Raw genomic sequence first — 26,566 nt, 5'->3', positions numbered from 1 at the left:
ATCCGGATCAGACCGCTTCGTTAAGGATCAGGGTGCGGTAATGCCCCGGATTCGATCCCGACCACTTGCGAAACGCCTTGTAGAACGAGCTCGCATCGGCAAACCCCAGCCGCGTCGCGATTTCGACGAAACTGATCGACGGCTCCGCCAGCCAACTGATTGCCAGTTCCTTGCGCACGCTGTCCTTGAGCCCCTGATAGGTCTGCCCCTCCTCGGACAATCGTCGGCGCAGGGTCGAGGCGGACATGCACAGCTGTTGCGCCAGGGCGTCGGTTTCCGGCCACTGTCCGGCGGGTAGCTGCCGCAGATCCTGCTTGATTCGGCTGGCAAGGCTTTCCGGGTCGCGGTATTTCACCAGAATGTTCGCGGGTGCATGGGCCAGAAAGCGTTTCAATTCTTCAGCCGAACGCTTGATCGGCAGGTCGAGACAGTCAGCAGCAAAGATCATCCGCGTACGCGGACGCTCGAAGCGCAGGTTTTCCGAGAACATCACCCGGTAGTCGTCGCAGAAATCCGGCTCGGCGCAGCGCAGTTCGATCGCCAGAATCGGAATCCGCCGCCCCGCCAGCCAGCAGGCCACACCGTGGACGATCATCCAGTAGGTGAAATAGGTAAACGCCCGACGCGGCTCGGGATCGTCTTCGAACAGGACGATTTCCGCCAGGCTCTGCTGATGCGCCAATTGCGCGGGCATTTTTTCCAGCATCAAGGAGAGGAAATTCAGGCCCATGCCCAGACCGGTGGCCAGCGTCGGTTGCGCCATGGCGCTGCGGCAAAGGAACTCAAGGCTGCCGGACTTTAGCCGACGCGGATCCATGCCGAAGAACTCGTCATCGCCGCGCCGGGCCAGCAAGCGCCAGAGTCTGGCGTATTGCGAGGCAGGCACCCGACCTTGCTCGCTGTGCAGCAGCGCCGGAGCAATCCCGACCTTGTTCAAGACTTCATCCGTGGCCACGCCCGGGGCACAACTTTGCAGCAGCGCTTCACGCACCAGTTGCACGGCGATGGTGTCTTTTTCCGACATGGAGCGAGGCAGACCTTGTTGTTTTCGAGTGAGTGGCATCTTAACGCAGGATGCGAATTCAGCACGAATCCCCTGTGGGAGCGGGCTTGCTCGCGAAGGCGATGTGTCAGCAACATCCTTATCGACTGACGCGCCGCCTTCGCGAGCAAGCCCGCTCCCACAGGGATTTGTGCGTGGCAAAAAACAGGTTGTTCAGCTTGCGTTCAGGTTTATGTCAATCATTGTCATGTGAGAATGGTTGTCATTATGTTACAACTTGTAACTTCTTCGAATGACTTAGTGGACACCGAATGCTCGTTCCCTTTCTGATCATGTTGCGCGAAGGCATTGAAGCCGCGCTGATCGTTGGCATCATCGCCAGCTACCTGCAACAGACCGGTCGTGGCCAGTGGATGCCGGCAGTGTGGATCGGCGTCTTCCTCGCCGCCGCTCTGGCACTGCTGGTTGGCGGTGGCCTGGAACTGGTCAGCGCCGAATTCCCACAGAAACAGCAGGAGTTGTTTGAAGGCATTGTCGGACTCGTCGCGGTGGGCATTCTCAGTTCGATGGTGTTCTGGATGCGCAAGGTTGCGCGCTCGATCAAGCATTCGCTGCAAGCCTCGCTCGATCACGCCCTGACCTCGTCAAAGCATCAAGTGATCGCGCTGATCGCCATGGTGTTCTTCGCCGTGGCTCGCGAAGGCCTGGAAACCGTGTTCTTCCTGCTCGCTGTGTTCCAGCAGAGCGAAGGCCCGGGCGCGCCGATCGGCGCCCTGCTTGGCCTGGTGCTGGCAATCGTTGTCGGTTTCCTGATCTACAGCGGCAGCATGCGCCTGAACCTGTCGGCATTCTTCAAGTGGACCGGGTTGTTCATTCTGGTGGTCGCCGCCGGGATCCTCGCCAATTCGGTGCAAGCCCTGCATGAAGCCGGTGTGTGGAATCACCTGCAGACCGTGCTGTTCGACTTCAGCGCGACGCTGCCGATGGACGGCCCGCTGGGCTCAGTGCTGGCCGGCATGTTCGGTTATCAGGATGCGCCGACGGTCAGCACCCTCGGTGCGTACCTGATCTATCTGGTGTTGGCGCTGGTGATGTTTTTCTACCCCGCCGCGCCCTCCTCCAGCGCTGACGCCGCCGGCAAATCGTCTTCCGTTTCCAGCCAATAAGGGCCTCCATGTCAAAGCCTAATACTCCTCAGGCCTCGCCTCCCCGCGCCTTGCGCTGGGCGGTGGCCGGTTCGGTGGTCGTGATGATCGCCGCCGGTGGCCTGTTCTACTACGCCTCGAAAATGGCCGCGGCCAAGCGTCAGCACAACCATGACGAAGTGGTGGTCAACATCAACGCGCACAGTTGCGAGCCGAACGAGCTGACGGTTCCCGCCGGTCGCGCCAGTTTCCGCATCGTCAACCGCTCCGACCGGGCGGTGGAATGGGAAATCCTCGACGGCGTGCTGGTGATCGAAGAGCGCGAAAACATCGCGCCGGGCCTGAGCCAGGTGATCAACGCCAATCTGCAACCCGGCGACTACGCGATCACTTGCGGTCTGCTGAGCAATCCGCGTGGCGTACTGCACGTGACGCCGACGGCAGCCTCCGATGCTGCCGCCAAGGCCAAGCCATCGATGGTCGCTTTCGTTGGGCCACTGTCGGAATTCCGCGTGTATCTGGCGAGCCAGAGCAGCGCGCTGATCAAAGCCGTGACCGCCCTGAATCAGGCGATCAGCAGCGGCGACCTGAGTCAGGCGCAGGCGCTGTACCTGCCGGCGCGTGCCGCTTACCAGCGCCTGGCCCCAGCCGCGCAACGCCTGGCGGAACTGGACAACAGCATCAATGCCCGCGCCGATTATTTCGAAAAGCGTGAGCAGGATCCGGCCTTCGTCGGCTTCCACCGCGTCGAATATGCACTGTTCCAGCAACGCAGCCTCGACGGCTTGAACCCGGTCGCCGAGCGCCTGCTGGCCGACGTCACCACCCTAAAACAGCAACTGCTGGCCCAATCGCTGCCACCGGAGCAACTGGTGAGCATCGTGGTGCGCAACCTCAACACCCTGGCCGACGTGCGCGCCGCCAGCGGTGAAGAGGAACGCTACAGCCACGCCGATCTCAATGGCTTCGCCAGCAACCTGGAAACCGCGCACAAAGTGGTCGAGCTGCTGCGGCCAATGCTGACCAAATCGGCGCCGGATCTGCTGCCGAAAATCGACGCGGCGCTGAGTGATTTCGACAGCGTACTGAACAGCTTCAAGGTCAAGGACGGCTACGCCACTTACGACACGGTCAGTGGTGAACAACGCAAACAGATCGCCGACAAGGCTCAGGCCCTGGCTGACGCTCTGGATGGCATCGATCCCGCCCTCGGCCTTTCCGGCCTGTAAGCAGAAGACGAATACCGATGAAAGAATTGCAAAACCTCGATCTGCAACGTCGCCGCCTGCTGATGGGCATGGGTGTCGCCGGCGTCGCCCTGGCCGGTTCGGCCCTGAGCTGCCCGGCCATGGCTGCAGCGCCGGCGCAAGTCACCGAAGCGCCGAGCAGCGACAAGACCGAAGACCGCCATGATTTCCACGGCGTGCACCAGACCGGGATCGTCACCCCGCGTCCGGCGTCCGGCATGTTCGTGTCGTTCGACGTACTGGCTAGCGATCGCGAAGACCTTGAGCGGCTGTTCCGTACCCTCAACGAGCGCATCGCGTTCCTGATGAAGGGCGGCCCGGTGGCGCAGATCGACCCGAAACTGCCGCCGCCGGATTCCGGCATTCTCGGCCCGGTGGTGACCCCGGACAACCTGACCATCACCGTCTCGGTAGGCGAATCGCTGTTCGACGAGCGCTTCGGTCTGGCCGCCGCCAAACCGAAGCGCCTGCAACGCATGGTCGGCTTCCCCAACGATGCGCTGGAGGCCGATTGCTGCCACGGCGACTTGAGCCTGCAGTTCTGCTCGAACACTGCCGACACCAACATTCACGCCTTGCGCGACATCGTCAAGAACCTGCCGGACCTGCTGCTGGTGCGCTGGAAGCAGGAAGGCAGCGTGCCGCCGCAAGCTCCGGCCAAACCGGGTGTGCCGGCGCAATCGGCGCGTAACTTCCTCGGTTTCCGTGACGGCTCGGCCAACCCCGATTCCAACGACGCCAAGGCCATGGACAAGATCGTCTGGGTGCAACCGGGCAGCGATGAGCCGGCCTGGGCGGCCCACGGCAGCTATCAAGCGGTGCGGATCATCCGTAACTTCGTCGAGCGCTGGGACCGTACGCCGTTGCAGGAACAGGAAAGCATCATCGGCAGGGTCAAGACCACTGGCGCGCCGATGGGCTCGCAGCACGAGACCGAAGTCCCGGATTACAGCAAAGACCCGGAAGGCAAACTGACCAAGCTCGACGCACACATTCGCCTGGCCAACCCGCGCACCACCGCGAGCCAGGCCAATCTGATCCTGCGCCGGCCGTTCAACTACTCCAACGGTGTGAACAAGAACGGCCAGCTCGACATGGGCCTGCTGTTCATCTGCTACCAGGCCGATCTGGAAAAAGGCTTCATCACCGTGCAGACCCGGCTCAACGGCGAGCCGCTTGAGGAATACCTCAAACCGGTCGGCGGCGGTTACTTCTTCACCCTTCCGGGTGTCACCGGCGACAAGGATTTCATCGGTCGCTCGCTGCTCAACGCCACCCAACCCAAAACAGCTGCCTAACCATAAAAAACCTCGGAGCCGCTCCATGAAAAAGTCGCCACTCGCGTTACTGCTGACCCTCGGTTTGCTCAACACCCCGCTGTCGGCGTTCGCCGCGACGGCGCCACTGGATCTGGTCGGCCCGGTGTCGGACTACAAGATCTACGTCACCGAGCAACTGGATGAACTGGGCAGCCACACCAAACAATTCACCGATGCGGTGAAAAAAGGTGACCTGGCCACCGCGCAAAAGCTCTACGCGCCGACCCGCGTCTACTACGAGTCGATCGAGCCGATTGCCGAGCTGTTCAGTGACCTTGATGCGTCCATCGACTCGCGCGTCGACGACCACGAAAAAGGCGTGAAGGCTGAAGACTTCACCGGTTTTCACCGCATTGAATATTCGCTGTTCTCGGAGAAAACCACTGAAGGCCTGACCGCTCTGGCTGACAAGCTGGACAGCGACGTGAAAGACCTGCAGACCCGCGTCGCCGGCCTGACCTTCCCGCCGGAGAAAGTTGTCGGTGGTGCGGCTGCTCTGCTGGAAGAGGTTGCCGCGACCAAGATCTCCGGTGAAGAAGACCGTTACAGCCACACCGACCTGTACGACTTCCAGGGCAACATCGACGGCGCGAAGAAAATCGTCGACCTGTTCCGTCCGCAGATCGAAAAACAGGACAAGGCGTTTGTTGCCAAAGTCGACAAGAACTTCGCCACCGTGGACAAGATCCTTGCCAAGTACAAGACCAAGGACGGTGGTTTCGAGACTTATGACAAGGTGAAGGACAACGATCGCAAGGCGCTGGTTGGCCCGGTCAATACCTTGGCGGAAGATCTGTCCACATTGCGTGGCAAGCTCGGTTTGAACTGATTGATGTAGAGGCCTTAAGTGCCCCATCGCGAGCAGGCTCACTCCCACAGTTGGAATGCATTCCCCTGTAGGAGTGAGCCTGCTCGCGATAGCGGTTTTAACCGCACCGAATAATCTGAAAGTTTACAAAATCCGGTACAGCAACCGCTCGATCCGCACCCGACTCACACGCTTCAAAAACTTCGCCACCCCCGCCGGGTACTCCGGCAAGGTTTCCAGGTTCTGGAAGCTGGCAATCCGCGTGGTGTTGCGGAAAATCTCCTGCTGTTCCTTCGCCCGTGGCTCAAGCCACTCGCCTTGCGGATCATCGATCAACAGCGCGTTTTCCAGGTCGAGACGGAACGCCCGTGGATTGAGGTTGTTGCCGGTCAGCAGCGTATAGCGCTGGTCGACCCACATGCCCTTGAGGTGATAGCTGTTGTCGCCATCACGCCACAGATGCAGGTTCAACTGGCCGCTGTCGATGTTGCGCTGATGCCGCTTGGCAAAACGCCGCAGGCTGATTTCGTACAGATACGGCAGCGCCGCAATCACCTTGAACGGCTCGCTCGGCGGAATGTAGAAATCGTTGGCCGTCTTGTCGCCGACCACGATGTCGATCTTCACCCCACGGGCCAGCGCACGGTTGACCTCGCGGATGATCGGCAGCGGCAGGTTGAAGTACGGCGTGCAGATGGTCAGCTGCTGTTGCGCACTGGCGATCAGCTCGACAATCACCCGGTTCAACGGGTTGTTCTTGCCCACGCCCAGCAGCGGACTTACCGACAGGCCGGTATGCGCGGTGCTGCCGGCGCTGGTGTCGTACGCCGCATATTTGAGACGGCTGCGCAGGTCGCCGATGTCGTTGCGCAAGCTGCGGGTAGTCGGCAGGTTCGGCAGGTCGAGGCGATGCACAGCCTTGGATTCGATCAGACCGTGCTTGACCAGGTGATGCATTGAATCCGCCAGTTCGCGGCTGTGCAGCACGTGGTAGCGGTCGAAACGGTACTTGTCGAACTTGTGCAGGTAGACGTTGTTCAGGCTCGCACCGCTGTAAACCACGCAATCGTCGATCACGAAGCCTTTCAGATGCAGGACGCCGAACAGTTCGCGGGTCTGCACCGGTACGCCGTAGACCGGCACTTCGCTCTGATGGGTGCGGGTCATTTCCTGATACCACGCCGAGTTGCCCGGCTGTTTGCCGGCGCCGATCAACCCGCGCTGGGCGCGCAGCCAGTCAACCACCACGACGATCTCCAGCTCCGGGCGCTTGAGCTTGGCGGCGTGCAAGGCATCGAGGATTTCCTGACCGGCCTCGTCGTGCTGCAGATACAGCGCAACGATGTAGATGCGCCGGGTCGCCTCAGCGATTTTCTCCAGCAGGCAACGACGGAACTCGGCGGCGCCGGACAGAATGGTCACGGCCTCGGCAGTCAGCGGAAAGCTGCGCAGTTTGGGCAGCAAAGAGCGTTTGAAAAGCAACGGCATAGGGCTCGCAATGGGTCGAATCCGAAGAACCCGAGAGCTTACACCATCAACCGGTTCGGGTCTTGTTACTGTCTGTAATGCCCCCTTCGCGAGCAGGCTCGCGAATGCATTCCCCTGTGGGAGCGAGCCTGCTCGCGAAAGCAATCTGAAAATCACTGCTTGACCAAGGAGAACGATCGTTCTACTGTTAGCCGCATGAACGAAATCACTGACACCTCGACCCGCGACATCATTCTGGATGTCACCGAAAAGTTGATCTACAAAAGTGGCATCGCCGCCACCGGCATGGATCTTCTGGTGAAAACCGCCGGCGTCTCCAGAAAAAGCATCTACCGCTACTTCGCCAACAAGGAAGAACTGACCGTCGCCGCCCTGCAACGCCGCGACGTGCGCTGGATGCACTGGTACCGCAGCGCCGTCGATCAGGCCGAAACCCCGGCCGACCGCCTGCTCAACCTGTTTACCGTACTCAAGGGCTGGTTCGCCTCGGAAGGCTTCCGCGGCTGTGCCTTCATCAATACCAGTGGCGAGACCGGTGACCCCGAAGACCCGGTGCGCCAGGTCGCCAAAGACCACAAACAGAAGCTGCTCGACTACCTGTGCGAGCTGTGTACCGAACATGGCGTCGAAGATCCGCAACGTCTGGCCAGACAATTGCTGATCCTGATTGACGGCGCCATTACCGTAGCGCTTGTGATGGGTGATCACAGTGCCGCTGATAATGCGCAATGCATGGCGCGTAAGTTATTGGACCTGTAACGCCTTAAATAAGCCTCAACCGTTGTTTAATCGTTAATTAGATCGGGAGACTGACAATGTCGACTGCTGCCCAAGTGCGTCCGCCTTTACCGCCGTTCAACCGTGAATCGGCTATCGAAAAAGTACGTCTGGCCGAGGATGGCTGGAACTCTCGCGATCCCGAGAAGGTGTCGCTGGCCTACACCCTCGACACAAAATGGCGCAACCGCGCCGAGTTCGCCAACAACCGCGAAGAAGCCAAGGCCTTCCTGACCCGTAAATGGGCCAAGGAACTCGACTACCGCCTGATCAAGGAACTCTGGGCCTACTCTGACACGCGGATTGCCGTGCGCTACGCCTATGAATGGCGCGACGATTCGGGCAACTGGTTTCGTTCCTACGGCAATGAAAACTGGGAGTTCGATGAGCACGGGCTGATGTTCCAGCGCTATGCCTGCATCAACGACATGCCGATCAAGGAAAGCGAGCGCAAGTTCCATTGGCCGCTGGGGCGGCGTCCGGATGATCATCCGGGGCTCTCCGATCTCGGTCTGTAAATTCACATAGTTCCAATTGTAGGAGTGAGCCTGCTCGCGATAGCGGTGTGTCAGTCAGCCTGAATATCGACTGTTCATACGCAATCGCGAGCAGGCTCACTCCTACAGGAGATTTGTTGGGGTCAGGCTACTGCGGCAGTCCTTTCAGCCTCCAGTTCCCGCACCAACGGCAACACCCGCTTGCCGAAATACTCCACCTCCTCCTGAAAGTGCAGAAACCCCGCCAACACCAGATCCACCCCCACCGCTTTCAACGCCACAATCCGCTCGGCAATCTGCTGTGGCGTGCCGATCAGGTTGGTCTTGAAGCCGTCGTTGTACTGCACCAGATCCTCGAACGTCGATTTCGCCCAGTTACCCTCACCCTCCGGCGACGCCCTGCCCGCCTGCTTCGCCGCGTCACCAAAGGCGTTAACCGCTTCCGGGTCAGCCTGATCGATGATCTGCGCCAGTACAGCACGCGCCTCTTCTTCAGTGTCGCGAGCAATCACGAAGGCGTTGACGCCGATCTTCACCGAATGATTGTTGGCCGCCGCTTTGGCCCGGATGTCATCGACCTGCGCCTTGATCCCTTCGACACTGTTGCCGTTGGTGAAATACCAGTCCGAGACCCGCGCCGCCATGTCTCGTGCCGCACGGGAACTGCCGCCCTGAAAGATTTCCGGGCGGCCCAGCGGTTTCGGTTTGAGGGTGTAATGGTCGAAGCGGTAGAAGTCGCCGCGAAAGCTGAAGTTATCCTGGCTCCAGATCCCGCGCAGCGAGCGGATGAATTCCTCGGAACGCCGGTAGCGCTCGTCGTGTTCCAGCCAATGTTCGCCGATGGCCTGAAATTCGCCCTTGAACCAACCGCTGACGATATTGACCGCAATCCGGCCGTTGGTGAGTTGATCGATGGTCGCCAACTGCTTGGCTGCCAGCGCCGGTTGCCATGGGCCCGGCAGAATCGCCGCGATGACCTTGAGTTTGCTGGTGGCGGCCAGCAGCGCATGACTGAACGCCACCGACTCATGCTGGAACTCGGCACCGTAACCGGCGGTAAAGCGGATCTGCGTCAGGGCGTACTCGAACCCCGCCGCTTCGGCGAATTGCGCCAGTTTGCGGTTGTAGTCGATGCCCCAGTCGGTGCGCTGCTCGATCTTGCTGACCACCAGGCCGCCACTGACGTTCGGCACCCAGTAGGCGAATTTCACGGCTTGCTTGCTCATTGGCGTGTCCTCGGGACATTGGGAAGGTCAATGGGACAGAGCAGCAAGCGTGCCAGCGTCCAGAGGGCCGGTTTTATTGGGCTTGAGGCTGATGGAGTTGCATTGTTGGAGGGTGATTTGTTGTCGAGGTGTTGGTTGGGCAACAGTTGAATAGTTGGTGTCTGAGCTGACCTCATCGCTGGCAAGCCAGCTCCCACAGGTTTCCGGTATGTTCGCAACATTTGTGTTCACTAGAGATCTCTGTGGGAGCTGGCTTGCCAGCGATGGGGCTTTACGGGTCGCCGCAACACTTGGAAATGAGTAACATGTCAGCCCTTCCCCGCAGCCCTTCTGCGCCCTGCCGAATAAGCCGATTCCATGCCTTTCGAACTCAGCGTTGACCTCACCACTCTGGCCGTTCTGGCCCTTGTCGCTTTCATTGCCGGTTTCATCGACGCCATTGCCGGCGGCGGCGGTCTGTTGACCACCCCGGCGCTGCTCACTGCCGGCCTGCCACCGCACCTGGTGCTGGGCACCAACAAACTCAGTTCGACGTTCGGCTCGGCCACCGCCAGTTTCACCTTCTACCGACGCAAACTGTTCCACCCCCGGCAGTGGATGCACGCGATCGTCGGCACCCTGGTCGGCGCGCTCACCGGTGCCATCGTCGCGCACTACCTGCCGGCGGAATGGCTGAACAAGATGCTGCCGGTGATCGTCTTCGCCTGTGGCCTGTATCTGTTGTTCGGCGGCACGCCCAAAGCGCCACTGGACAGCGACGCGCCGATCAAGAAGAAATGGCAATCGACCCAAGGCTTCAGCCTCGGTTTCTACGACGGCGTGGCCGGCCCTGGCACGGGTGCGTTCTGGACCGTCAGCAGCCTGCTGCTCTACCCGATCGATCTGGTCAAGGCCAGCGGCGTGGCGCGCAGCATGAACTTCGTCAGCAACATCGCGGCGCTGTCGGTGTTCGTGTTCTCCGGGCAAGTGGATTGGATCATCGGCCTGAGCATGGGCCTGTCGGTGATGGTCGGCGCGTTCTTCGGGGCGCGCACCGCGATCAGCGGCGGCGCCAAGTTCATTCGTCCGGTGTTCATCACCGTGGTATTGGGTTTGACCGTGCGCCTAGCCTGGCAACACTGGTTCAGCGTGGCCTAAGCGGCGGGCCACGTAGACGTCGATCAGATAACGGGCAATCGATTTTGACGCCGGCAACGGCGGCAGATCGTGCACGTTGAACCATTGGGCGTCTTCGATCTCGTCTTCCTGGCAGACGATCTCGCCCCCGGCGTATTCGGCATGGAAGCCGAGCATCATCGAATGCGGGAACGGCCAGCACTGGCTGCCCATGTACTGGATGTTCTTCACTTCGATGCTGACTTCCTCGCGCACCTCGCGAATCAGGCAATCCTCGGCCGACTCCCCCGGTTCTGCAAACCCGGCCAGTGTGCTGTAGACCCCGGTGACGAAACGCGGTGAGCGCGCCAGCAGGATTTCGTCGCCCCGGGTGATCAGCACAATCATGCTCGGCGAAATGCGCGGATAACTGCGCAGATCGCACGGCTGGCAATACATCGCTCGCTCGCGCGGCACCTGCGTCATCGCCTGCCCACAGTTGCCGCAAAAGCGATGTTCACGCGCCCAGGTGCCGATCTGCGCGGCATAGCCCAGCACTTTGTAGATCGTGTGATCGCCATCGAGCATGAACGCCCGCAGGCCTTTCCAGTTGCAGCCCGGCACCTCGCTGGAACTGCGCAGCTCCAGCAGATACACGGGCTCGCCATCGAGGTGGCCGATGCCGTGTTCAGTGAGGACCGACAAGTCCTGGCGCTTGAGCCATTCCCGCGGGAACAGTGCGCCGTTGTCATCGAACAGAAAGCCTTCGGGACTGCGCGCCACGGCCCAGCCGCCGGGTTGATCGGTGTCCAGTACTGCAGTGGTCCAGCGAGCTGTCATGGTTTCTCAATCCAGAAATTCGGGTTTCTGTTTACTCATATGGGCGGCCATGGCCACGCGCAAGTCGGTGGATTGCAACATGGCGGCGTTCCAGGTGGCAACGTATTCGAGGCCGTCGTCGATGCGATGGTCGCGCATGTAGCTGATCATTTCCTTGGTGCCGGTGACCGCGATTGGCGATTTGCTGGCGATCTCGCGAGCAATGTCCATCACGCCTTCGAGCAGCAGCTCCTTGTCAGTGTAAACACGATTGACCAGACCGATGCTGCGCGCTTCATCTGCGCCGAAAGTGCGCCCGGTGTAAGCCAGTTCACGCAGCATGCCGTCCCCGATGATCCGTGGCAACCGTTGCAAAGTGCCAACATCGGCGGCCATGCCGATATCGATTTCCTTGATCGAGAATTGCGCGTCTTCGGCGGCGTAGCGCATGTCGCACGCGGCGATCAGGTCGATCGCACCGCCGAGGCAATAGCCTTGAATCGCCGCCAGTACCGGTTTGCGGCAGTTGTCGACGGCGTTGAACGAGGCTTGCAGGGTGAGGATCTTGCGCCGCAGCAGGCGCGCATTACGGCCGACGTCCTTGCCCAGCTCATTGGCGACGCCGGCGAGCATCATCAGGTCGATGCCCGAGGAAAAGTGTTTGCCGTTGCCACTCAGTACCACCACCCGCACTTCGTCGGTGTCATCGATCCACTGGAAAATCTCGACGATCTCGCTCCAGAACGCGGCGTTCATCGAGTTGATCTTTTCCGGGCGATTGATCTGCACATGCGCGATGTTGTCGGCCAGTTCGACGCTGAAGGCGGTGTATTGAGTCATGGCAGTGATCCTTTACCGGGCAGAAAATGAGGCCCGAACTATAACAAGGCATCACGATGGCGGTTCGGCCAAATGCGGGACTGCTTCGAGAGATGCAGTGTCAGGGCTGGCCTCTTCGCGAGCCTGCTCGCGAAGGGCTGCACCGCCGATCTAACCGACCTTCACCGCCACATAAGCCGCCGTCTCATAAGGCACCGTCAGCACATGCCGCCCACGCAACGCCGGCTCCGAGGCAATCAACGCGCGAATCTGCTCATCAACCTGGTCGCGCTGCGCCTGCGGCAAGGCCGCAATGAAGCTGGTGGAGCGCACCCGATTGAAAATCACGTCCTCGGGCGAGCCGGTGTGTCCGTGATGAAACTGCTGCAACTGCAGCGCCCCGAACGCCGGATGCGGAAACGCTTCGCGCCATTGACCGGTGTAGTAACGCGGCGTGTCCCCCTCCAGCGCGTTGACGATGGCATCGAGTTTCGGCACCCAGCTGACCTGCGTATCGCGCAGGTTCCAGATCAGGCCAAGCTTGCCGCCAGGCTTGAGCACGCGGGCGATTTCCGTCAGGGCTTCCGGGGTGGCGAACCAATGGAACGCCTGCGCGCAGACCACTGCATCCACCGACGCGTCAGGCAGTGGCAGATCGGTCGCGGTACCGCTCACCGCCAACACCTGCGGCCAGGCAGCGGAAAGTTTTTCCAGCATCTGCGCCACCGGTTCCACGGCGATCACCTGCGCGTCGGTGGCCGCCAGCCGTCCGGTGAACTTGCCGGTGCCGGCGCCCAGATCGATGACGGTCTTGTGACTGTCCAGACCCAACGTCTGGGTCAGCCACTGGCTGACCTGCGGCGGGTAGTCCGGGCGGCCCTTGATGTAGGTGTCAGCGGCAGTCTTGTAGCCGGCAGCAGCGGAGTGATGGACCTGATCTTTCATGGCAGTTCCTCGTGTGTCAGCGCCGGGGCATGGCAAAGCGCTGGATGGACGGCAGGCGTAGCCGAGCATAACGCCGCGATTTGCGCGTACCTTGAACAGAGCCTGACAAAGCAATGAATAAAATGCCGGGCTGTGGTGTTCAAAGTGAAACATAACCCTCTGTGGAGCCTTGCCCATGACTATCCGTTCCGTTATGTTCGCCGCCCCGTTGCTGCTGGTCACCGTGTTGTCCGCATCGATGGCGTTTGCCAACGGTGATGAAAGCGCGCCCGTGCAGAAGCCCAACTGCCCCAAAGGCCAGGTCTGGGACAGCAAATCACAGAAATGTGTGCTGCAGACCAGCAGCGCCGTACGGGATGTCGATCGCACCGACTATGCCTACCGATTGGCCAAGGACGGTCGCTACGAAGAGGCCCTGGCCCTGCTCGACACCCTGCAACAACCGAACACCGCCAAAGCCCTCAACTATCGCGGTTACGCCACGCGAAAACTGGGGCGTACCGATGAAGGCATCGGCTATTACCTGCAATCGGTGAAACTCGATCCGCAGTACGCGCAAGTGCGTGAATACCTCGGCGAAGCCTATGTGATCAAAGGCCGCGTCGACCTGGCGCAGGAGCAATTGCAGCAGATCAAATCGATTTGCGGCACCGCCTGCGAGGAATACCAGGACCTGGCTGAAGCCATCAACGATTCATCGAAAACCTGACATAGATAAAGGAACGCCATCATCGTCAGCGATCAGGCATTCAGAGCGGAACTCGGACAGCATCTGGCGCGGCTGTGGCGCTACGGCCTGCTGCTGTCGCGCAATCGTCACGTGGCCGAGGATCTGGTGCAGGCCACGTGTGTGCGGGCGCTGGAACGTGTCGGCCAATATGTGGCCGGCACGCGCATGGATCGCTGGCTGCTGAGCATCTTGCATTCAATCTGGCTCAACGAAGTGCGCGCCCGCCGGGTGCGTCAGGGCGCCGGTCAGGTCGATGCCGACGGGCAACTGGCCTTCGATGGCGAATACGCCGCGCAGACTCATGTGATGGCGGCGCAGGTGATCCGCCGGGTCGATGCGTTGCCGGAGACCCAACGCGAAACCGTGTACCTGGCCTATGTCGAAGGCCTGTCCTACCGCGAAGTCGCCGAGATCCTGCAAGTGCCGATCGGCACGGTGATGAGCCGTCTGGCCACCGCGCGACTGAAACTGGCTGAATATCCGCCCCTGCAAGCCGTGCCGAAAACCACCGGAGGTGACCACCCATGAACAGGCCCTCCGACGAACAACTGGTGGCCTACCTCGATGACGAGCTGGACCCCGCGTATCGCAGCCAGCTCGACAGCGCGATTGCCGACGACCCGTTGCTCAGCCTGCGCGTGCAATGGTTCGAACGCAGCAGCCTGCCGTACAAGGATGCCTATGACGAACTGGCGCAACAGGCACCGCTGGAACGTTTGCAGGCGCGCCTCGATGCCATCCCCGCCCCTCAGCAGCCAGGCCTGAGCCGACGCTGGTTCATCGGTGCGGCCGCCGCGAGTCTGCTGGCGGGCGGCGTGTTGGCCGATCGCCTGTTTCTCGCCTGGCAGTCACAGCAAGCGCATAACTGGCGCGCCTTGGTGGGCGACTATATGGCGCTGTATGTGCCGCAAACGCTCGATCATTTGCCCAGTGACGAAGCCAGCCAGCGCGTGCAACTGCGTGCGGTGGATGCACGATTGGGGCTGAGTCTGTCGCCGGCACTGGTGAAGTTGCCGGGCGCCGAACTCAAGCGTGCACAAATGCTCGAGTACGACGGTGTGCCGATTGCGCAACTGACCTATCTCGATGCGAAACACGGGCCGCTGGCCTTGTGCGTGACTCGCTCCAACAGTGGCAGCCAGCCTTTGGCGCACGAACGGCGCCACGAAATGAACGTGGTGTACTGGACCGAAGGTGAGCATGCGTGGATGTTGATCGGGCACAACCCGGCGCTGGCGCTGGAAGACCTGGCAAAACACCTGGTCGACAAGCTGGGCGCGTGAGTGCCGCTCCACTATGCTGAGCGGGTGATTATCCAAGGAGGAAGCCCCGATGCAGATTTCACCCCGCACCGCCCTGCTGGTCATTGACGTGCAGAACGACTTCATCCCCGGCGGCCAGTTGGCCGTGCCCGAAGGCGATCAGATCGTGCCGCTGATCAATCGCCTCGGTGGCCTGTTCAAACAGGTGGTGATTGCCCAGGACTGGCACCCGAGCGGCCACGCGTCCTTTGCCTCAAGCCACCCCGGACACCAGCCTTACGAGGTAATTCAGTTGCCCTACGGCGAGCAGGTACTCTGGCCGGAGCATTGTGTGCAAGGCACTGCCGGCGCCGAGTTTCACCCCGAGCTGAACCTGCCGCACGCGCAACTGATCATCCGCAAGGGCTGTAATCCGGACATCGACAGCTATTCGGCGTTTCTCGAAGCGGACCGGCGCACCACCACCGGTCTGGCCGGTTATCTGAAGGAGCGCGGTATCGACACGGTGTACATGGTCGGTCTGGCGTTGGATTTCTGCGTGATGTTTTCTGCGCTGGATGCACGGGCGGCGGGGTTCAACGCGTTCGTGGTGCTGGATGCCTGTGGTGCCATTGACAGGGATGGGTCACTGGCAGCGGCGATGGAGCGGATGCAGACGGCCGGGGTTGGCTTGATTCAGTCGAACCAACTGATCTGACCAACACAAACCCCCTGTGGGAGCGGGCTTGCTCGCGAAAGCGGTGTGTCAGATTAATTTATGTCGACTGACACTCCGCCTTCGCGAGCAAGCCCGCTCCCACAGGTTTCGGGTCAAGTCATGACAGGCAACCACAACCTGAACCGCGCCCCACCCAGCGGCGAACTTTCAACCGTCAAGGTCCCGCCCTGCGCCTCCAGCGCCCGACGGCTGATGGCCAGACCCAGGCCAAACCCACCGGTAGCCCGATCACGGCTGCGATCAAGGCGATAGAACGGTTCGAAAATCCGCTCCCGCTCGTCATCCGGGATGCCAATGCCATCGTCGTCGACCCAGATCTCGCAACCATCGGGGCTGACCTGCACGCCAATCTGAATGCGTTTTTCGCAATAGCGCATGGCATTGCGCAGCAGGTTCTGGATCGCTCGGGCGGTCAGGCGCGGATCCAGCGTGAAACGTTCGAGCTGACCGTGCAGCAGCACATCGATGACGATGTCCGGCGAGTCCAGTTCTTCATCGACACTGCCCAGAATGCTGTCGATGAACTCATCCAGCGAAACTTCGACCTGTTCCGGCAACTGCGCCGGGTTCTGCAGGCGGCTGTAAGACAGCAGTTCCAGCACCAGCTCATCCAGTTCGCGAATGTGTGCGACCAGTCCTTGCAGGCGCTCGCGACTGGTCGCCGGCAAATCATCGGACAGCGCCAGGGCCAGACCGAAGTCCAGACGGGTCAGCGGCGTGCGCAATTCGTGGGACACCGCATTCAGCAGGTCGCGCTGCTGGTTGAGCAGATTTTCGATATCGCCGGCCATGGTGTCGAACACGTTGGCCAGGCTGCCGATGTTGGAACTGGCGGGGATCTGCGTGCGCTCGTTCAGGTGGCCCTTGCCGAAGCGTTCGGCAGCGCCCTTGAGGCGCTCCAGATCGCGCCAGTGCGGGCGAATCCACAGTAGCAGGCAGGCGAGCATGCTCGCACCGATCAGCACGTTGATGCTCCAGTACAACAGATTGACGTCCAGCGGATCCGGCGGTACCACCATTTGCACGGCAACGTCATCGTTCAGCGGCGTGACCGCCAAGGTGCGCCATCCCCAATCGCCGATACGCACCACGTTTTCCCCGGCGCGCAAGCGCACTTGCTCGGGGGCGGTGAACCCGGCGTCGTCTATGCGCGCCAGTGCGATGTGCAGCGGCTGGAAGTCCTTGTCCATCGATTGCGCCAGTGCCGGCCACTGGTCCTGCGGCACCGCGTGAAACTGCCGGGTGATCAGCGATTGCAGGCCGCGCGAATAGTCGAGATTGTAGGTGATGAAGCGCTCGCGGAACGCCATGATCACCAGATCCGGCACCAGATAGATCGCCGCGCTGTAGGAGACGATCGTCACCAGATACAGGCGAAAGAGGATTCTGAACATTAGCTCAGCATTCCCACTCGGAGCGGCTGAACAGGTAGCCCTTGCCCCACACGGTCTTGATCTTGCGCGCCTCGCCGGCGTGGTCGTCGAACTTGCGCCGCAGCTTGGAAATCGCCACGTCCACCGAACGATCAGTGCCGTTGAACTCGATGCCGCGCAGACGCTGCAGGATCTGGTCGCGGCTCAGCACTTCCCCGGCATGCCGGGCCAGCACCACCAGCAAATTGTATTCGCCGCTGGACAGTTCCACCGGTTGCTCGCGCCAGGTCACGGTGCGCTCGGACAAGTCGATGCACAGATTGCCCATCACAATCCGGTCATTGACCGTCATCGGTTCACCGAGGCTGCTGCGCCGCAGCAAAGTACGCACCCGGGCCAGCAGAACCCGTGGCTCGCAGGGTTTGGTGACGTAATCGTCGGCGCCCATTTCCAGGCCCAGCACCTGATCGTGACTGTCGTCGCGGGCGGTCAGCATCAGGATCGGCAGCGTCGCCGAATCGGCGCGCAGCAAGCGGCAGACTTGCAAGCCATCGAGGCCCGGCAGCATCAGGTCGAGGATCACCAGATCCGGCGGATTGATCCGTGCCCGCTCGCGCACGTGGTCACCACGGCCAATCACGCTGACGGAATAGCCGTTGCGCTCCAGGTAGCTGGAAATCAGTTCGGCGAGGGCGGTGTCGTCTTCGACCAGGAGGATGTTGGGCATGGGGTGTTCCAGGAAAATGCAGTGGCGACTGTTTGGGCCTCATCGCGAGCAGGCTCACTCCTACAAGGTTCGTGTCTGGCACAGTTCCAATGTAGGAGTGAGCCTGCTCGCGATGGCGGTTTATCTGTCGCAATAAATTTCAAGGCGTAAAGGATATACGCCCTCGCCCGTCCCTGAGTAAAACCCTTACACAATTTCACACAGCGCCTACAAAGCTTCACCGCTACCCTCGGCGTCTGGCCTTAGGATGCGGGCTTCAATATTGGGGGTGGTACATGTCGAAAAATCTGCTGGCCGGGCTCGGCCTGATCGCCGCTGCGCTGTTGCTGAGCGCCTGTGATTCGTCCTCGAAGGCCGAAGAAGAAGCGCCGCCAGCTACCGTGCGCATCGAGACCATCGAGGCCCGCCCCCTGTCGATCAGCAGCGAACTGAGCGGGCGGATCGCCGCGCCACGCATCGCCGAAGTGCGTGCCCGAGTGGCCGGGGTGGTGTTGCAACGGACCTTCCGTGAAGGCAGCGACGTGAAAAAGGGTGACGTGCTGTTTCGCATCGACCCGGCACCGTTCAAGGCTGATCTCGATAGCGCCGAAGCCGCGTTGCGCAAGACCGAGGCCAATGCCTTCCAGGCCAGGCTGCAGGAACAACGCTACGCGCAGTTGATCGACGACAAGGCTATCAGCGCTCAGGATTACGACAACGCCCGCGCCAATGCCCGGCAAACCGCCGCCGATGTGGCGGCCAATAAAGCTGCAGTGGAACGCGCGAAGCTGAACCTCGGCTACGCCACCGTCACCGCGCCGATTTCCGGGCGGGTCGGCCGTGCATTGGTCACTGAAGGTGCGCTGGTCGGGCAGAACGAAACCACGCCGCTGGCGCTGATTCAGCAGCTCAACCCGATCTACGCCGACCTTACTCAGTCGACCCGTGAACTCAACGAACTGCGTCGCGCGTTCCGTTCCGGGCAGTTGCAGGCAGTCGGTCAGGATCAGGTCAAGGCCACGCTGATTCAGGATGACGGCAGCCTCTACCCGTTGCCGGGCAAATTGCTGTTCAGCGACATCAGCGTCGATCCGGGCACCGGCCAGATCATTCTGCGCAGCGAGTTCCCCAATCCCGATCTCGACCTGCTGCCGGGCAGCTTCATCCGTGTACGTCTGCAACAAGCCACCGTACAGAACGGCATCACCGTGCCGCAACGTGCGGTGCAGCGTGACAGCGCGGGTATCGCCCAGGTGCTGACCGTCGACGAGCAGATGCGCGTCGCCCAGCAGCCGGTGCAACTGGGCGCGGTGCAGAACGACCGCTGGATCGTCACCGGCGGCCTCAAGCCCGGCGACCGCATTGTCATCGAAGGCCTGCAACACGCCCGTCCAGGCGAAAAAGTGCAGATCGACGACACCCCTCTTCCACTTGCCCAGACCTCTGGTCAGTAAGCAGGACGCTTTCATATGCCGCAGTTTTTTATCGATCGCCCGGTGTTCGCCTGGGTCGTCGCCCTGTTCATCCTGTTGGCCGGTGCGCTGGCCATTCCGCAATTGCCGGTGGCGCAGTACCCCGATGTCGCGCCGCCACAGATCGAAATCTACGCGGTGTACCCTGGCGCCTCGGCGCAGACCGTCGATGAAAGCGTGGTCAGCCTGATCGAAGAAGAACTCAACGGCGCCGATCACCTGCTGTACTTCGAATCGCAGAGCAGCCTCGGCAGCGCGACGATCAAAGCGACGTTCCAGCCGGGCACTAACCCGGAACTGGCTCAGGTGGATGTGCAGAACCGCCTCAAAGTGGTCGAGTCGCGCCTGCCGCAGGCAGTCAATCAGCAAGGCCTGCAGGTGGAGAAAGTCTCTGCCGGCTTCCTGTTGCTGATCACCCTGACCTCCAGCGACGGCAAGCTTGATGACGTAGCGCTCAGTGATTATCTGGCGCGTAACGTGATGAACGAGATCAAACGCATCGACGGTGTCGGCAAGGCTCAGCTGTATGGCGCCGAACGCGCGATGCGGATCTGGATCGATCCGCAGAAGCTGATCGGTTTCAACCTGACCCCGGCCGATGTCAACGCCGCCATCGTCGCGCAGAACGCCCAGGTGTCGGCGGGTAGCATTGGCGACTTGCCCAATCCGTCCTCGCAGGAAATCACCGCGACCATTCTGGTCAAGGGGCAGTTGTCGACGCCAGAAGAGTTCGCCGACATCGTGCTCAAGGCCAATCCTGACGGCTCCACCGTGCGCATCGGCGATGTGGCGCGGGTCGAAGTCGGCAGTCAGGAATACCAGTTCGGCACGCGCCTGAACGGCAAGCCGTCCACCGCCGTCGGCGTGCAGTTGGCGCCTGGGGCCAATGCGCTGGCGACCGCCACATTGATCCGGGCGAAGATGGACGAACTGTCGCGCTACTTCCCGGCCGGCGTCGAATACAAGATTCCGTACGACACCTCGCCGTTCGTCAAAGTCTCGATCACCAAAGTGGTTTACACCTTGGGCGAGGCGATGCTGCTGGTGTTTGCGGTGATGTTCCTGTTCCTGCAGAACATCCGCTACACGCTGATCCCGACGCTGGTAGTGCCAGTGGCCCTGATGGGCACCTTCGCCACCATGCTCGCACTGGGCTTTTCGATCAACGTGCTGACCATGTTCGGCATGGTGCTGGCGATCGGCATTCTGGTGGACGACGCCATCGTCGTGGTGGAAAACGTCGAGCGCATCATGGCCACTGAAGGACTGTCGCCGAAAGAGGCGACGCGCAAGGCGATGAAGCAGATCACCGGGGCGATCATCGGCATTACCCTGGTGCTGGTGGCGGTGTTCATCCCGATGGCGTTCATGCAGGGTTCGGTGGGGGTGATTTACCGGCAGTTCTCGCTGTCGATGGCGACCTCGATCCTGTTCTCGGCGTTCCTGGCCCTGACTCTGACGCCTGCACTGTGCGCCACGCTGCTCAAGCCAATTGCCAAGGGCGAGCACCACGAGAAAAGCGGATTCTTCGGCTGGTTCAACCGCCGCTTCGAGCAACTGACCGATCGTTATCAAGGCTGGGTCGGCTACGCGCTGAAGCGCAGCGGGCGTTATCTGCTGATCTACGGCGTGCTGCTGATCGGCATGGGGTTGTGCTTTGCGCGTCTGCCCTCCTCGTTCCTGCCGGTTGAGGATCAGGGTTACACCATCACCGACATTCAGTTGCCGCCGGGTGCGAGCAAAAACCGTACGGTGCAGGTGGTCGAGCAGATCGAAGCGCACAACGCCAGTGAACCGGGGGTTGGCGACAGCACGGTGATTCTCGGCTTCAGCTTCTCCGGCAGCGGGCAGAATGCGGCGCTGGCGTTTACCACCCTCAAGGACTGGTCGGAGCGCGGCAGCGACGATTCGGCTACGTCGATTGCCGATCGCGCCAATATCGCCCTGAGCCAGATCAAGGATGCCATCGCGTTCGCTGTGTTGCCGCCGCCGGTTGACGGCCTCGGCACGTCGAGCGGCTTCGAATTCCGTCTGCAGGATCGCGGCGGCCTCGGCCACGCGACATTGATGCAGGCGCGCAGCGAACTGCTCGCCGCCGCGGAAAAAAGCCCGGTGCTGATGAACGTTCGCGAAAGCGCGCTGGCCGAAGCGCCGCAGGTGCAACTGGAGGTAGACCGCAAGCAGGCCAATGCGCTGGGCGTGTCGTTTGCTGATATCGGCAACGTGCTGTCCACCGCCGTGGGTTCTTCCTACATCAACGACTTCCCCAATCAGGGGCGCATGCAGCGGGTGGTGGTCCAGGCCGAAGGCGATCAGCGCAGTCAGGTTGATGATCTGCTGAAAATGCACGTGCGCAACAACGCCGGGCGCATGGTGCCGCTGTCGGCGTTCGTTCAGGCCAAATGGACGCAAGGCCCGGCGCAACTGACCCGTTACAACGGTTATCCGGCGATTGCGATTTCCGGCGAACCGTCGCCGGGGCACAGTACCGGTGAAGCGATGGCGGAGATTGAACGCTTGGTCGCTCAGGGGCCGAAAGGTCTGGGTCAGGAGTGGACCGGGCTGTCGTTGCAGGAACGTTTGTCCGGCAGTCAGGCGCCGATCCTGCTCGGTCTGTCGTTGCTGATCGTGTTCCTGTGCCTGGCGGCGTTGTACGAGAGCTGGTCGATTCCGACTTCGGTGCTGCTGGTGGTGCCGCTGGGTGTGCTCGGCGCAGTACTGGCGGTGACCTTGCGCGGCATGCCCAACGATGTGTTCTTCAAGGTCGGGCTGATTACCATCATTGGTCTGTCGGCGAAGAACGCGATCCTGATCATCGAATTCGCCAAGAGCCTGTACGACGAAGGTCACGACCTGATCGACGCGACGTTGCAAGCCGCGCGCCTGCGTCTGCGCCCGATCGTCATGACTTCGCTGGCGTTCATCCTCGGCGTGGTGCCGTTGGCCATCGCCACTGGCGCCAGTTCGGCGAGCCAGCAAGCTATCGGCACCGGAGTGATCGGCGGGATGATCACGGCGACGCTGGCGGTGATCTTCGTGCCGTTGTTCTTCGTGGTAGTGATGAAGCTCGTACGACGCTTCAGCAAACACCACTGATCCCTGTGGGAGCGGGCTTGCTCGCGAAGGCATCGTATCAGTCAGCATTCATGTAGCTGACACAGCGCTTTCGCGAGCAAGCCCGCTCCCACAAGGTCATTCGAACAGTCAAGTCAGTGGTCATCCGAGACGTCGCTGGGCTAAGGTGTAAAAACATCCTGGCCCATCGAGTCCTCATGCGCTTTCTCGCCCGCACCCACCCTCGCCTGTCCGCCGCCGCTTTGGTCGGCCTTGCCACCGGCCTGCTGGTCCCTGCCGACTCCGTCGTCAGCAAAATCCTCATCGGCTGGAACGCCGGCGTCTGGACTTACCTGATCCTGATGTTCTGGCTCGCCACCCGAGCCAAGGCACCGGACGTCAAACGCATCGCCGTCGTCGAAGACGAGAATGCCGGACTGGTGCTGTTCGTGGTGTGCATCGCCGCATTGGCCAGCCTGGCCGCCATCACCCTGGAACTGGCCGGCACCAAGGATCTGGATACCCATCACAAACTTCTGCATTACGCGTTCACCGCCGTCACCGTCGTAGGTTCCTGGCTGGTGATCGGGGTGATCTTCTGTGTGCACTACGCGCGCCTGTTTTACACCTGGGACGGCAAGGAACCGGCCCTGCGTTTCGCTGAAGGTCTGACCACGCCCAATTATTGGGACTTCCTGTATTTCTCCTTCACCATCGGCGTGGCGGTGCAGACTGCCGATGTCGGCGTGGCTACCCGCGACATTCGCAAGATCGTCCTGGCGCAATCATTGATCGGCTTTGTGTTCAACACCGCGATTCTGGGCTTTTCGATCAATATTGCTGCCGGCCTGTTTGGCTGAGCATTGCGCAGATACTTCAATAACGCTGAGCACCGCCCGTCGGCGCCAAGTTGAAGTACCACGCGCATTCACTTGACGGAGTGTCAGCTTCTGGTGTTTCCTGAAACCGGTTTCAGCGCCATCGCGGCGCATGAAACGAATAAATCCAATAATAGGTTTCAGACCGTGAACGACTTCTCCGCCGCCCAGCGCAGCCGCGTGACCATGCTTGATGTTGCCGAACGCGCCGGCGTATCCAAGGCCAGCGTCTCGCGCTTCATCGGCGACGACCGCGCCCTGCTCTCCGATGCCATCGCCTTGCGTATCGAGCAGGCGATCAGTGAGCTGGGTTATCGCCCGAACCAGATGGCCCGTGGTCTGAAACGCGGGCGCACGCGCCTGATCGGCATGCTGGTGGCCGATATCCGCAACCCTTATTCGATTGCCGTGATGCACGGGGTGGAAACCGCCTGCCGTGCGCACGGCTACAGCCTGGTGGTGTGCAACACCGACCGCGACGACGAGCAGGAACGCCAGCATCTGGCGCTGTTGCGCTCGTACAACATCGAGGGGCTGATCGTGAACACCCTTGGCCATCACCGTGACGAACTCCACGAGTTGCACCGGGAAATGCCCTTGGTGCTGGTGGACCGCAAGGTCGATGGCCTCGACAGCGACATGGTCGGGCTGAACAATCCGCAGGCGGTCGAGATGGCCCTGACGCACCTTGAGCAGCGCGGCTATCGCGATGTGTTGCTGGTGACTGAGCCGTTTGACGGCACCAGTTCGCGGATCGAGCGGGTCAGCAGTTTTCAGACGCAGATCGCCCAGCGCTCCGGGTTGACCGGGGCGGTGCTGGAAACCGGCGCAGAACTCGCCACTCAACTTCAGCACTTTTTGAAACAACCGGCGAATGGGCCGAAAGCGCTGTTCTGCGCCAATGGCGTGGCAGCGTTGGCCTGCACCCTGGCCTTGCGCGAAATCGGTTGCCGATTGTTCGAGGATGTCGGGCTGATTGCCCTGGATGATCTGGATTGGTACCCGTTGGTCGGCAGCGGGATTACCGCCCTCGCCCAGCCCACAGCCGAGATTGGCGCGCGGGCGTTTGAGTGTTTGCTCAAGCGTTTGCGGGGGGATGTCGAGGTAGCGCGCAGAGTGGATTTTGCGCCGGTGCTGGTTGAGCGCGGGTCTACCCGAGGATCTTTGCGGTGACTGTTATGGCGCCATCGCGAGCAGGCTCACTCCTACAGGGGGAGCGCATTCCAAATGTAGGAGTGAGCCTGCTCGCGATGGCGCCCGAACGCCCGACGAAGATCAATCAGATTTTTTTGAACAAAAATGAAACCGGTTTCAGAGGTAGATAACAATGAATAAACCTGCCGTTTCCATCAGTCTGTCCAGCTACGGCGCCGAACTTGTGCGCCAACGCGGGCAGGACTTCTTCATCGATGTGCTGGCCGCCGCTGGCGCTGATCGCATCGAGTGGCGCGAAGAGCTGCTGACCCGCGAAGTGCCCGAGCAACTGCAAGCCGTCACTCGGGCGCAGGGACTGCAAAGCATCTATTCGTCGCCGAGCGAACTGTGGCTCGCCGGTCAGGCGCTGCCCAATCCCGAGCTGATCAACGCCCTGCAACATGCAGAAGCGTTTGGCTCGAAATGGCTGAAAGTCTCGCTCGGTTACTTCACCGACAACTGTGATTTGCAGGCGCTGAAACAGCTGCTCGGGGCCAGCCCGGTGCAGCTGCTGGTGGAAAACGACCAGACCCTGCAGGGCGGCCGCATCGAGCCGTTCCAGCGTTTTTTCGCGGCGGTGGAGCAGCATGATTTGCCGATCAAGATGACCTTCGATATCGGCAACTGGCAGTGGCAAGACCAGTCCGCCGCCAACGCCGCACGCCTGCTCGGACGCCACGTCGGCTACGTGCACTGCAAAGCCGTGGCCCGCCGCGCCGACGGCAAACTGGTCGCCGTGCCGCCCGCCGTCAGCGACCTGCATTTGTGGGAACAACTGCTGCGGCACATGGCCCAAGGCGTTATGCGTGCCGCCGAATACCCGTTGCAGGGCGATGACCTGGTGGCACTGACCACCGAGCACGTCGCCGCCCTCGCCCGCCTTGGTCAATCGCGTCTGGAGCCTGCCCATGTCTGACATCGATATTCTGTCGTTTGGCGAAACGATGGCGATGCTGGTCGCCGAGCAGACCGGTGATCTGGCTGCAGTCGAGCATTTTCACAAACGCATCGCAGGCGCCGACAGCAATGTGGCTATCGGCCTGTCGCGCCTGGGTTTCAACGTCGCGTGGCTGAGCCGGGTCGGCGCCGATTCCCTCGGACGTTTCGTGGTCGAGACCTTGATCAAGGAAGGTCTGGATTGCAGTCACGTCGCGGTCGATCACCAGCACCCGACCGGTTTCCAGTTCAAGTCGCGTAACGACGACGGCAGCGATCCGCAGGTCGAGTATTTCCGCCGTGGCTCGGCGGCCAGTCGTCTGTCCGTCCAGTCGATCACCGATACCTTGCTCAGCGCCCGTCACCTGCACGCCACCGGGATTCCACCGGCACTGTCAGCCAGCGCCCGGGAAATGTCGTTCGAGCTGATGACACGCATGCGCCATGCCGGGCGCAGCGTGTCGTTCGACCCCAATCTGCGCCCGAGCCTGTGGGCCACCGAGCAAGAGATGATCCGCGAGATCAACCGCCTCGCCGCCCTCGCCCATTGGGTCTTGCCGGGCTTGAGCGAAGGTCGCTTGCTGACCGGCTTCGAAGACCCGGCGGACATCGCAGCGTTTTATCTCGATCAGGGCGCCGAAGCCGTGGCGATCAAGCTTGGGCCGCAAGGTGCCTATTACCGCACGCATCTGGATCAGGGTTTTGTCGCCGGGGTGCCGGTGGCCAACGTGGTCGACACCGTGGGTGCGGGTGATGGCTTTGCGGTCGGCATGATCAGTGCCCTGCTGGAGCATCAGAGTTTTGCCGAGGCGGTGCAACGCGCGAACTGGATTGGCAGTCGGGCGGTGCAGAGTCGCGGGGATATGGAGGGGTTGCCGACCCGGTCTGAACTCTCCAGCGAATTCGAGGCCGCCATCGCTGGCAAGCCAGCTCCCACAGGGTTCGGCGGTGGGAATGCAATAGTCGACTTATCCGAGATACCTGTGGGAGCTGGCTTGCCAGCGATGAGGCCCGCTCAGACAACCCATTAATTGAACCTGCTGCGACAAAAACAA

25 protein-coding genes are annotated in these 26,566 nt (G+C 61.2%); 17 read left to right on the top strand and 8 right to left on the bottom strand.

Annotated features, from left to right (window positions below; translation table 11 throughout):
- Positions 1-7 precede the first annotated feature (7 nt).
- Positions 8-1,024, bottom strand: a complete 1,017-nt coding sequence (locus QRN61_RS15810; protein WP_150370533.1) for an AraC family transcriptional regulator — start codon at positions 1,022-1,024, stop codon at positions 8-10.
- Between the two features lie 290 nt (positions 1,025-1,314).
- On the opposite strand from QRN61_RS15810, the gene efeU reads away from it, so the two are divergent.
- From efeU to efeO (QRN61_RS15790), 4 genes are read left to right on the top strand one after another with little or no spacing between them, the layout of a single operon-like run.
- The gene (gene efeU / locus QRN61_RS15805) at positions 1,315-2,169 is read left to right on the top strand and encodes an iron uptake transporter permease EfeU (protein WP_150370532.1); all 855 of its coding nucleotides are present in this window, start codon (positions 1,315-1,317) and stop codon (positions 2,167-2,169) included.
- 8 nt (positions 2,170-2,177) lie between these two features.
- The gene (gene efeO / locus QRN61_RS15800) at positions 2,178-3,377 is read left to right on the top strand and encodes an iron uptake system protein EfeO (RefSeq protein ID WP_150370531.1); all 1,200 of its coding nucleotides are present in this window, start codon (positions 2,178-2,180) and stop codon (positions 3,375-3,377) included.
- A gap of 17 nt (positions 3,378-3,394) precedes the next feature.
- Complete coding sequence (gene efeB / locus QRN61_RS15795) at positions 3,395-4,693, top strand: iron uptake transporter deferrochelatase/peroxidase subunit (RefSeq protein WP_285374138.1); 1,299 nt, start codon at positions 3,395-3,397, stop codon at positions 4,691-4,693.
- 25 nt (positions 4,694-4,718) lie between these two features.
- Positions 4,719-5,543 (top strand): iron uptake system protein EfeO, encoded by an 825-nt coding sequence (gene efeO, locus QRN61_RS15790; protein ID WP_027611970.1) that lies wholly within the window; start codon positions 4,719-4,721, stop codon positions 5,541-5,543.
- Between the two features lie 123 nt (positions 5,544-5,666).
- On the opposite strand, the gene pssA is transcribed toward efeO (QRN61_RS15790), so the two are convergent.
- Positions 5,667-7,010: a CDP-diacylglycerol--serine O-phosphatidyltransferase gene (gene pssA, locus QRN61_RS15785; protein WP_115989828.1), complete on the bottom strand. Its 1,344-nt coding sequence runs from the start codon at positions 7,008-7,010 to the stop codon at positions 5,667-5,669.
- A gap of 195 nt (positions 7,011-7,205) precedes the next feature.
- On the opposite strand from pssA, the gene QRN61_RS15780 reads away from it, so the two are divergent.
- Positions 7,206-7,769: a TetR/AcrR family transcriptional regulator gene (locus QRN61_RS15780; protein WP_103367197.1), complete on the top strand. Its 564-nt coding sequence runs from the start codon at positions 7,206-7,208 to the stop codon at positions 7,767-7,769.
- Between the two features lie 56 nt (positions 7,770-7,825).
- Positions 7,826-8,305 (top strand): nuclear transport factor 2 family protein, encoded by a 480-nt coding sequence (locus QRN61_RS15775; RefSeq protein ID WP_007963424.1) that lies wholly within the window; start codon positions 7,826-7,828, stop codon positions 8,303-8,305.
- 122 nt (positions 8,306-8,427) lie between these two features.
- On the opposite strand, the gene sfnG is transcribed toward QRN61_RS15775, so the two are convergent.
- Positions 8,428-9,510, bottom strand: a complete 1,083-nt coding sequence (gene sfnG, locus QRN61_RS15770; protein ID WP_285374137.1) for a dimethylsulfone monooxygenase SfnG — start codon at positions 9,508-9,510, stop codon at positions 8,428-8,430.
- Positions 9,511-9,867: 357 nt separating this feature from the next.
- Here sfnG and QRN61_RS15765 point away from each other — a divergent pair, with 357 nt between their 5' ends.
- Positions 9,868-10,647: a TSUP family transporter gene (locus QRN61_RS15765; protein WP_027611974.1), complete on the top strand. Its 780-nt coding sequence runs from the start codon at positions 9,868-9,870 to the stop codon at positions 10,645-10,647.
- Here QRN61_RS15765 and nudC read toward each other — a convergent pair.
- The 3 genes from nudC to QRN61_RS15750 all read right to left on the bottom strand — a co-directional run bounded on the left by nudC (position 10,615) and on the right by QRN61_RS15750 (position 13,188).
- Positions 10,615-11,445, bottom strand: coding sequence for an NAD(+) diphosphatase (gene nudC / locus QRN61_RS15760; protein ID WP_285374136.1), 831 nt, complete (start codon positions 11,443-11,445; stop codon positions 10,615-10,617). The two genes, QRN61_RS15765 and nudC, sit on opposite strands and share 33 nt — an antisense overlap.
- A gap of 6 nt (positions 11,446-11,451) precedes the next feature.
- Positions 11,452-12,264, bottom strand: coding sequence for a crotonase/enoyl-CoA hydratase family protein (locus tag QRN61_RS15755; protein WP_285374135.1), 813 nt, complete (start codon positions 12,262-12,264; stop codon positions 11,452-11,454).
- A gap of 150 nt (positions 12,265-12,414) precedes the next feature.
- On the bottom strand, positions 12,415-13,188 hold the full coding sequence (locus tag QRN61_RS15750; RefSeq protein ID WP_285374134.1) for a class I SAM-dependent methyltransferase: 774 nt from the start codon (positions 13,186-13,188) through the stop codon (positions 12,415-12,417).
- A 175-nt stretch (positions 13,189-13,363) separates the two neighbouring features.
- Here QRN61_RS15750 and QRN61_RS15745 point away from each other — a divergent pair, with 175 nt between their 5' ends.
- The 4 genes from QRN61_RS15745 (at position 13,364) to pncA (ending at position 15,877) form a co-directional block, all read left to right on the top strand.
- Complete coding sequence (locus QRN61_RS15745) at positions 13,364-13,897, top strand: tetratricopeptide repeat protein (protein ID WP_097089691.1); 534 nt, start codon at positions 13,364-13,366, stop codon at positions 13,895-13,897.
- 90 nt (positions 13,898-13,987) lie between these two features.
- Positions 13,988-14,446: a sigma-70 family RNA polymerase sigma factor gene (locus tag QRN61_RS15740; RefSeq protein WP_256214190.1), complete on the top strand. Its 459-nt coding sequence runs from the start codon at positions 13,988-13,990 to the stop codon at positions 14,444-14,446.
- Positions 14,443-15,201, top strand: a complete 759-nt coding sequence (locus QRN61_RS15735) for an anti-sigma factor (RefSeq protein ID WP_285374133.1) — start codon at positions 14,443-14,445, stop codon at positions 15,199-15,201. Before QRN61_RS15740 ends, QRN61_RS15735 begins: the two co-directional genes overlap by 4 nt.
- A gap of 49 nt (positions 15,202-15,250) precedes the next feature.
- On the top strand, positions 15,251-15,877 hold the full coding sequence (gene pncA, locus QRN61_RS15730) for a bifunctional nicotinamidase/pyrazinamidase (protein ID WP_285374132.1): 627 nt from the start codon (positions 15,251-15,253) through the stop codon (positions 15,875-15,877).
- Between the two features lie 113 nt (positions 15,878-15,990).
- Here the strand turns inward: pncA and QRN61_RS15725 are convergent, their stop codons facing one another.
- Positions 15,991-17,292: an ATP-binding protein gene (locus QRN61_RS15725; RefSeq protein ID WP_285374131.1), complete on the bottom strand. Its 1,302-nt coding sequence runs from the start codon at positions 17,290-17,292 to the stop codon at positions 15,991-15,993.
- Between the two features lie 4 nt (positions 17,293-17,296).
- Positions 17,297-17,998: a response regulator gene (locus QRN61_RS15720; RefSeq protein ID WP_003224662.1), complete on the bottom strand. Its 702-nt coding sequence runs from the start codon at positions 17,996-17,998 to the stop codon at positions 17,297-17,299.
- Positions 17,999-18,273: 275 nt separating this feature from the next.
- Between QRN61_RS15720 and QRN61_RS15715 the strand changes: the two genes are divergently transcribed.
- The 6 genes from QRN61_RS15715 to QRN61_RS15690 all read left to right on the top strand — a co-directional run bounded on the left by QRN61_RS15715 (position 18,274) and on the right by QRN61_RS15690 (position 26,542).
- Positions 18,274-19,431 (top strand): efflux RND transporter periplasmic adaptor subunit, encoded by a 1,158-nt coding sequence (locus tag QRN61_RS15715; RefSeq protein WP_285374130.1) that lies wholly within the window; start codon positions 18,274-18,276, stop codon positions 19,429-19,431.
- 15 nt (positions 19,432-19,446) lie between these two features.
- On the top strand, positions 19,447-22,545 hold the full coding sequence (locus tag QRN61_RS15710) for a multidrug efflux RND transporter permease subunit (RefSeq protein ID WP_285374129.1): 3,099 nt from the start codon (positions 19,447-19,449) through the stop codon (positions 22,543-22,545).
- Positions 22,546-22,721: 176 nt separating this feature from the next.
- Complete coding sequence (locus QRN61_RS15705; RefSeq protein ID WP_027611985.1) at positions 22,722-23,363, top strand: DUF1345 domain-containing protein; 642 nt, start codon at positions 22,722-22,724, stop codon at positions 23,361-23,363.
- 165 nt (positions 23,364-23,528) lie between these two features.
- Entirely contained in the window at positions 23,529-24,554 is a 1,026-nt protein-coding gene (locus QRN61_RS15700) for a LacI family DNA-binding transcriptional regulator (RefSeq protein ID WP_285374128.1), read from the top strand.
- A 154-nt stretch (positions 24,555-24,708) separates the two neighbouring features.
- Positions 24,709-25,491 (top strand): sugar phosphate isomerase/epimerase family protein, encoded by a 783-nt coding sequence (locus tag QRN61_RS15695; RefSeq protein WP_285374127.1) that lies wholly within the window; start codon positions 24,709-24,711, stop codon positions 25,489-25,491.
- Positions 25,484-26,542 carry a sugar kinase gene (locus QRN61_RS15690; RefSeq protein WP_285374126.1) on the top strand — a complete coding sequence of 353 codons (1,059 nt, stop codon included), beginning with the start codon at positions 25,484-25,486 and terminating at the stop codon, positions 26,540-26,542. The genes QRN61_RS15695 and QRN61_RS15690 overlap by 8 nt, the downstream gene beginning before the upstream one ends.
- Positions 26,543-26,566: the final 24 nt, after the last annotated feature.

Source organism: Pseudomonas sp. lyk4-TYG-107 (assembly GCF_030209055.1).
GTDB classification, from domain to species: Bacteria; Pseudomonadota; Gammaproteobacteria; order Pseudomonadales; family Pseudomonadaceae; genus Aquipseudomonas; species Aquipseudomonas putida_A.
The sequence above is the reverse complement of the archived record's forward strand: the minus strand, read 5'-3'. Positions and strand labels throughout refer to the sequence as shown.

Coding starts and splice junctions, on each gene's coding strand:
- QRN61_RS15810 (WP_150370533.1), bottom strand. CDS start 1,024: ATGTCGGAAAAAGACACCATCGCCGTGCAACTGGTGCGTGAAGCGCTG.
- efeU (WP_150370532.1), top strand. CDS start 1,315: ATGCTCGTTCCCTTTCTGATCATGTTGCGCGAAGGCATTGAAGCCGCG.
- efeO (WP_150370531.1), top strand. CDS start 2,178: ATGTCAAAGCCTAATACTCCTCAGGCCTCGCCTCCCCGCGCCTTGCGC.
- efeB (WP_285374138.1), top strand. CDS start 3,395: ATGAAAGAATTGCAAAACCTCGATCTGCAACGTCGCCGCCTGCTGATG.
- efeO (WP_027611970.1), top strand. CDS start 4,719: ATGAAAAAGTCGCCACTCGCGTTACTGCTGACCCTCGGTTTGCTCAAC.
- pssA (WP_115989828.1), bottom strand. CDS start 7,010: ATGCCGTTGCTTTTCAAACGCTCTTTGCTGCCCAAACTGCGCAGCTTT.
- QRN61_RS15780 (WP_103367197.1), top strand. CDS start 7,206: ATGAACGAAATCACTGACACCTCGACCCGCGACATCATTCTGGATGTC.
- QRN61_RS15775 (WP_007963424.1), top strand. CDS start 7,826: ATGTCGACTGCTGCCCAAGTGCGTCCGCCTTTACCGCCGTTCAACCGT.
- sfnG (WP_285374137.1), bottom strand. CDS start 9,510: ATGAGCAAGCAAGCCGTGAAATTCGCCTACTGGGTGCCGAACGTCAGT.
- QRN61_RS15765 (WP_027611974.1), top strand. CDS start 9,868: ATGCCTTTCGAACTCAGCGTTGACCTCACCACTCTGGCCGTTCTGGCC.
- nudC (WP_285374136.1), bottom strand. CDS start 11,445: ATGACAGCTCGCTGGACCACTGCAGTACTGGACACCGATCAACCCGGC.
- QRN61_RS15755 (WP_285374135.1), bottom strand. CDS start 12,264: ATGACTCAATACACCGCCTTCAGCGTCGAACTGGCCGACAACATCGCG.
- QRN61_RS15750 (WP_285374134.1), bottom strand. CDS start 13,188: ATGAAAGATCAGGTCCATCACTCCGCTGCTGCCGGCTACAAGACTGCC.
- QRN61_RS15745 (WP_097089691.1), top strand. CDS start 13,364: ATGACTATCCGTTCCGTTATGTTCGCCGCCCCGTTGCTGCTGGTCACC.
- QRN61_RS15735 (WP_285374133.1), top strand. CDS start 14,443: ATGAACAGGCCCTCCGACGAACAACTGGTGGCCTACCTCGATGACGAG.
- pncA (WP_285374132.1), top strand. CDS start 15,251: ATGCAGATTTCACCCCGCACCGCCCTGCTGGTCATTGACGTGCAGAAC.
- QRN61_RS15725 (WP_285374131.1), bottom strand. CDS start 17,292: ATGTTCAGAATCCTCTTTCGCCTGTATCTGGTGACGATCGTCTCCTAC.
- QRN61_RS15720 (WP_003224662.1), bottom strand. CDS start 17,998: ATGCCCAACATCCTCCTGGTCGAAGACGACACCGCCCTCGCCGAACTG.
- QRN61_RS15715 (WP_285374130.1), top strand. CDS start 18,274: ATGTCGAAAAATCTGCTGGCCGGGCTCGGCCTGATCGCCGCTGCGCTG.
- QRN61_RS15710 (WP_285374129.1), top strand. CDS start 19,447: ATGCCGCAGTTTTTTATCGATCGCCCGGTGTTCGCCTGGGTCGTCGCC.
- QRN61_RS15705 (WP_027611985.1), top strand. CDS start 22,722: ATGCGCTTTCTCGCCCGCACCCACCCTCGCCTGTCCGCCGCCGCTTTG.
- QRN61_RS15695 (WP_285374127.1), top strand. CDS start 24,709: ATGAATAAACCTGCCGTTTCCATCAGTCTGTCCAGCTACGGCGCCGAA.
- QRN61_RS15690 (WP_285374126.1), top strand. CDS start 25,484: ATGTCTGACATCGATATTCTGTCGTTTGGCGAAACGATGGCGATGCTG.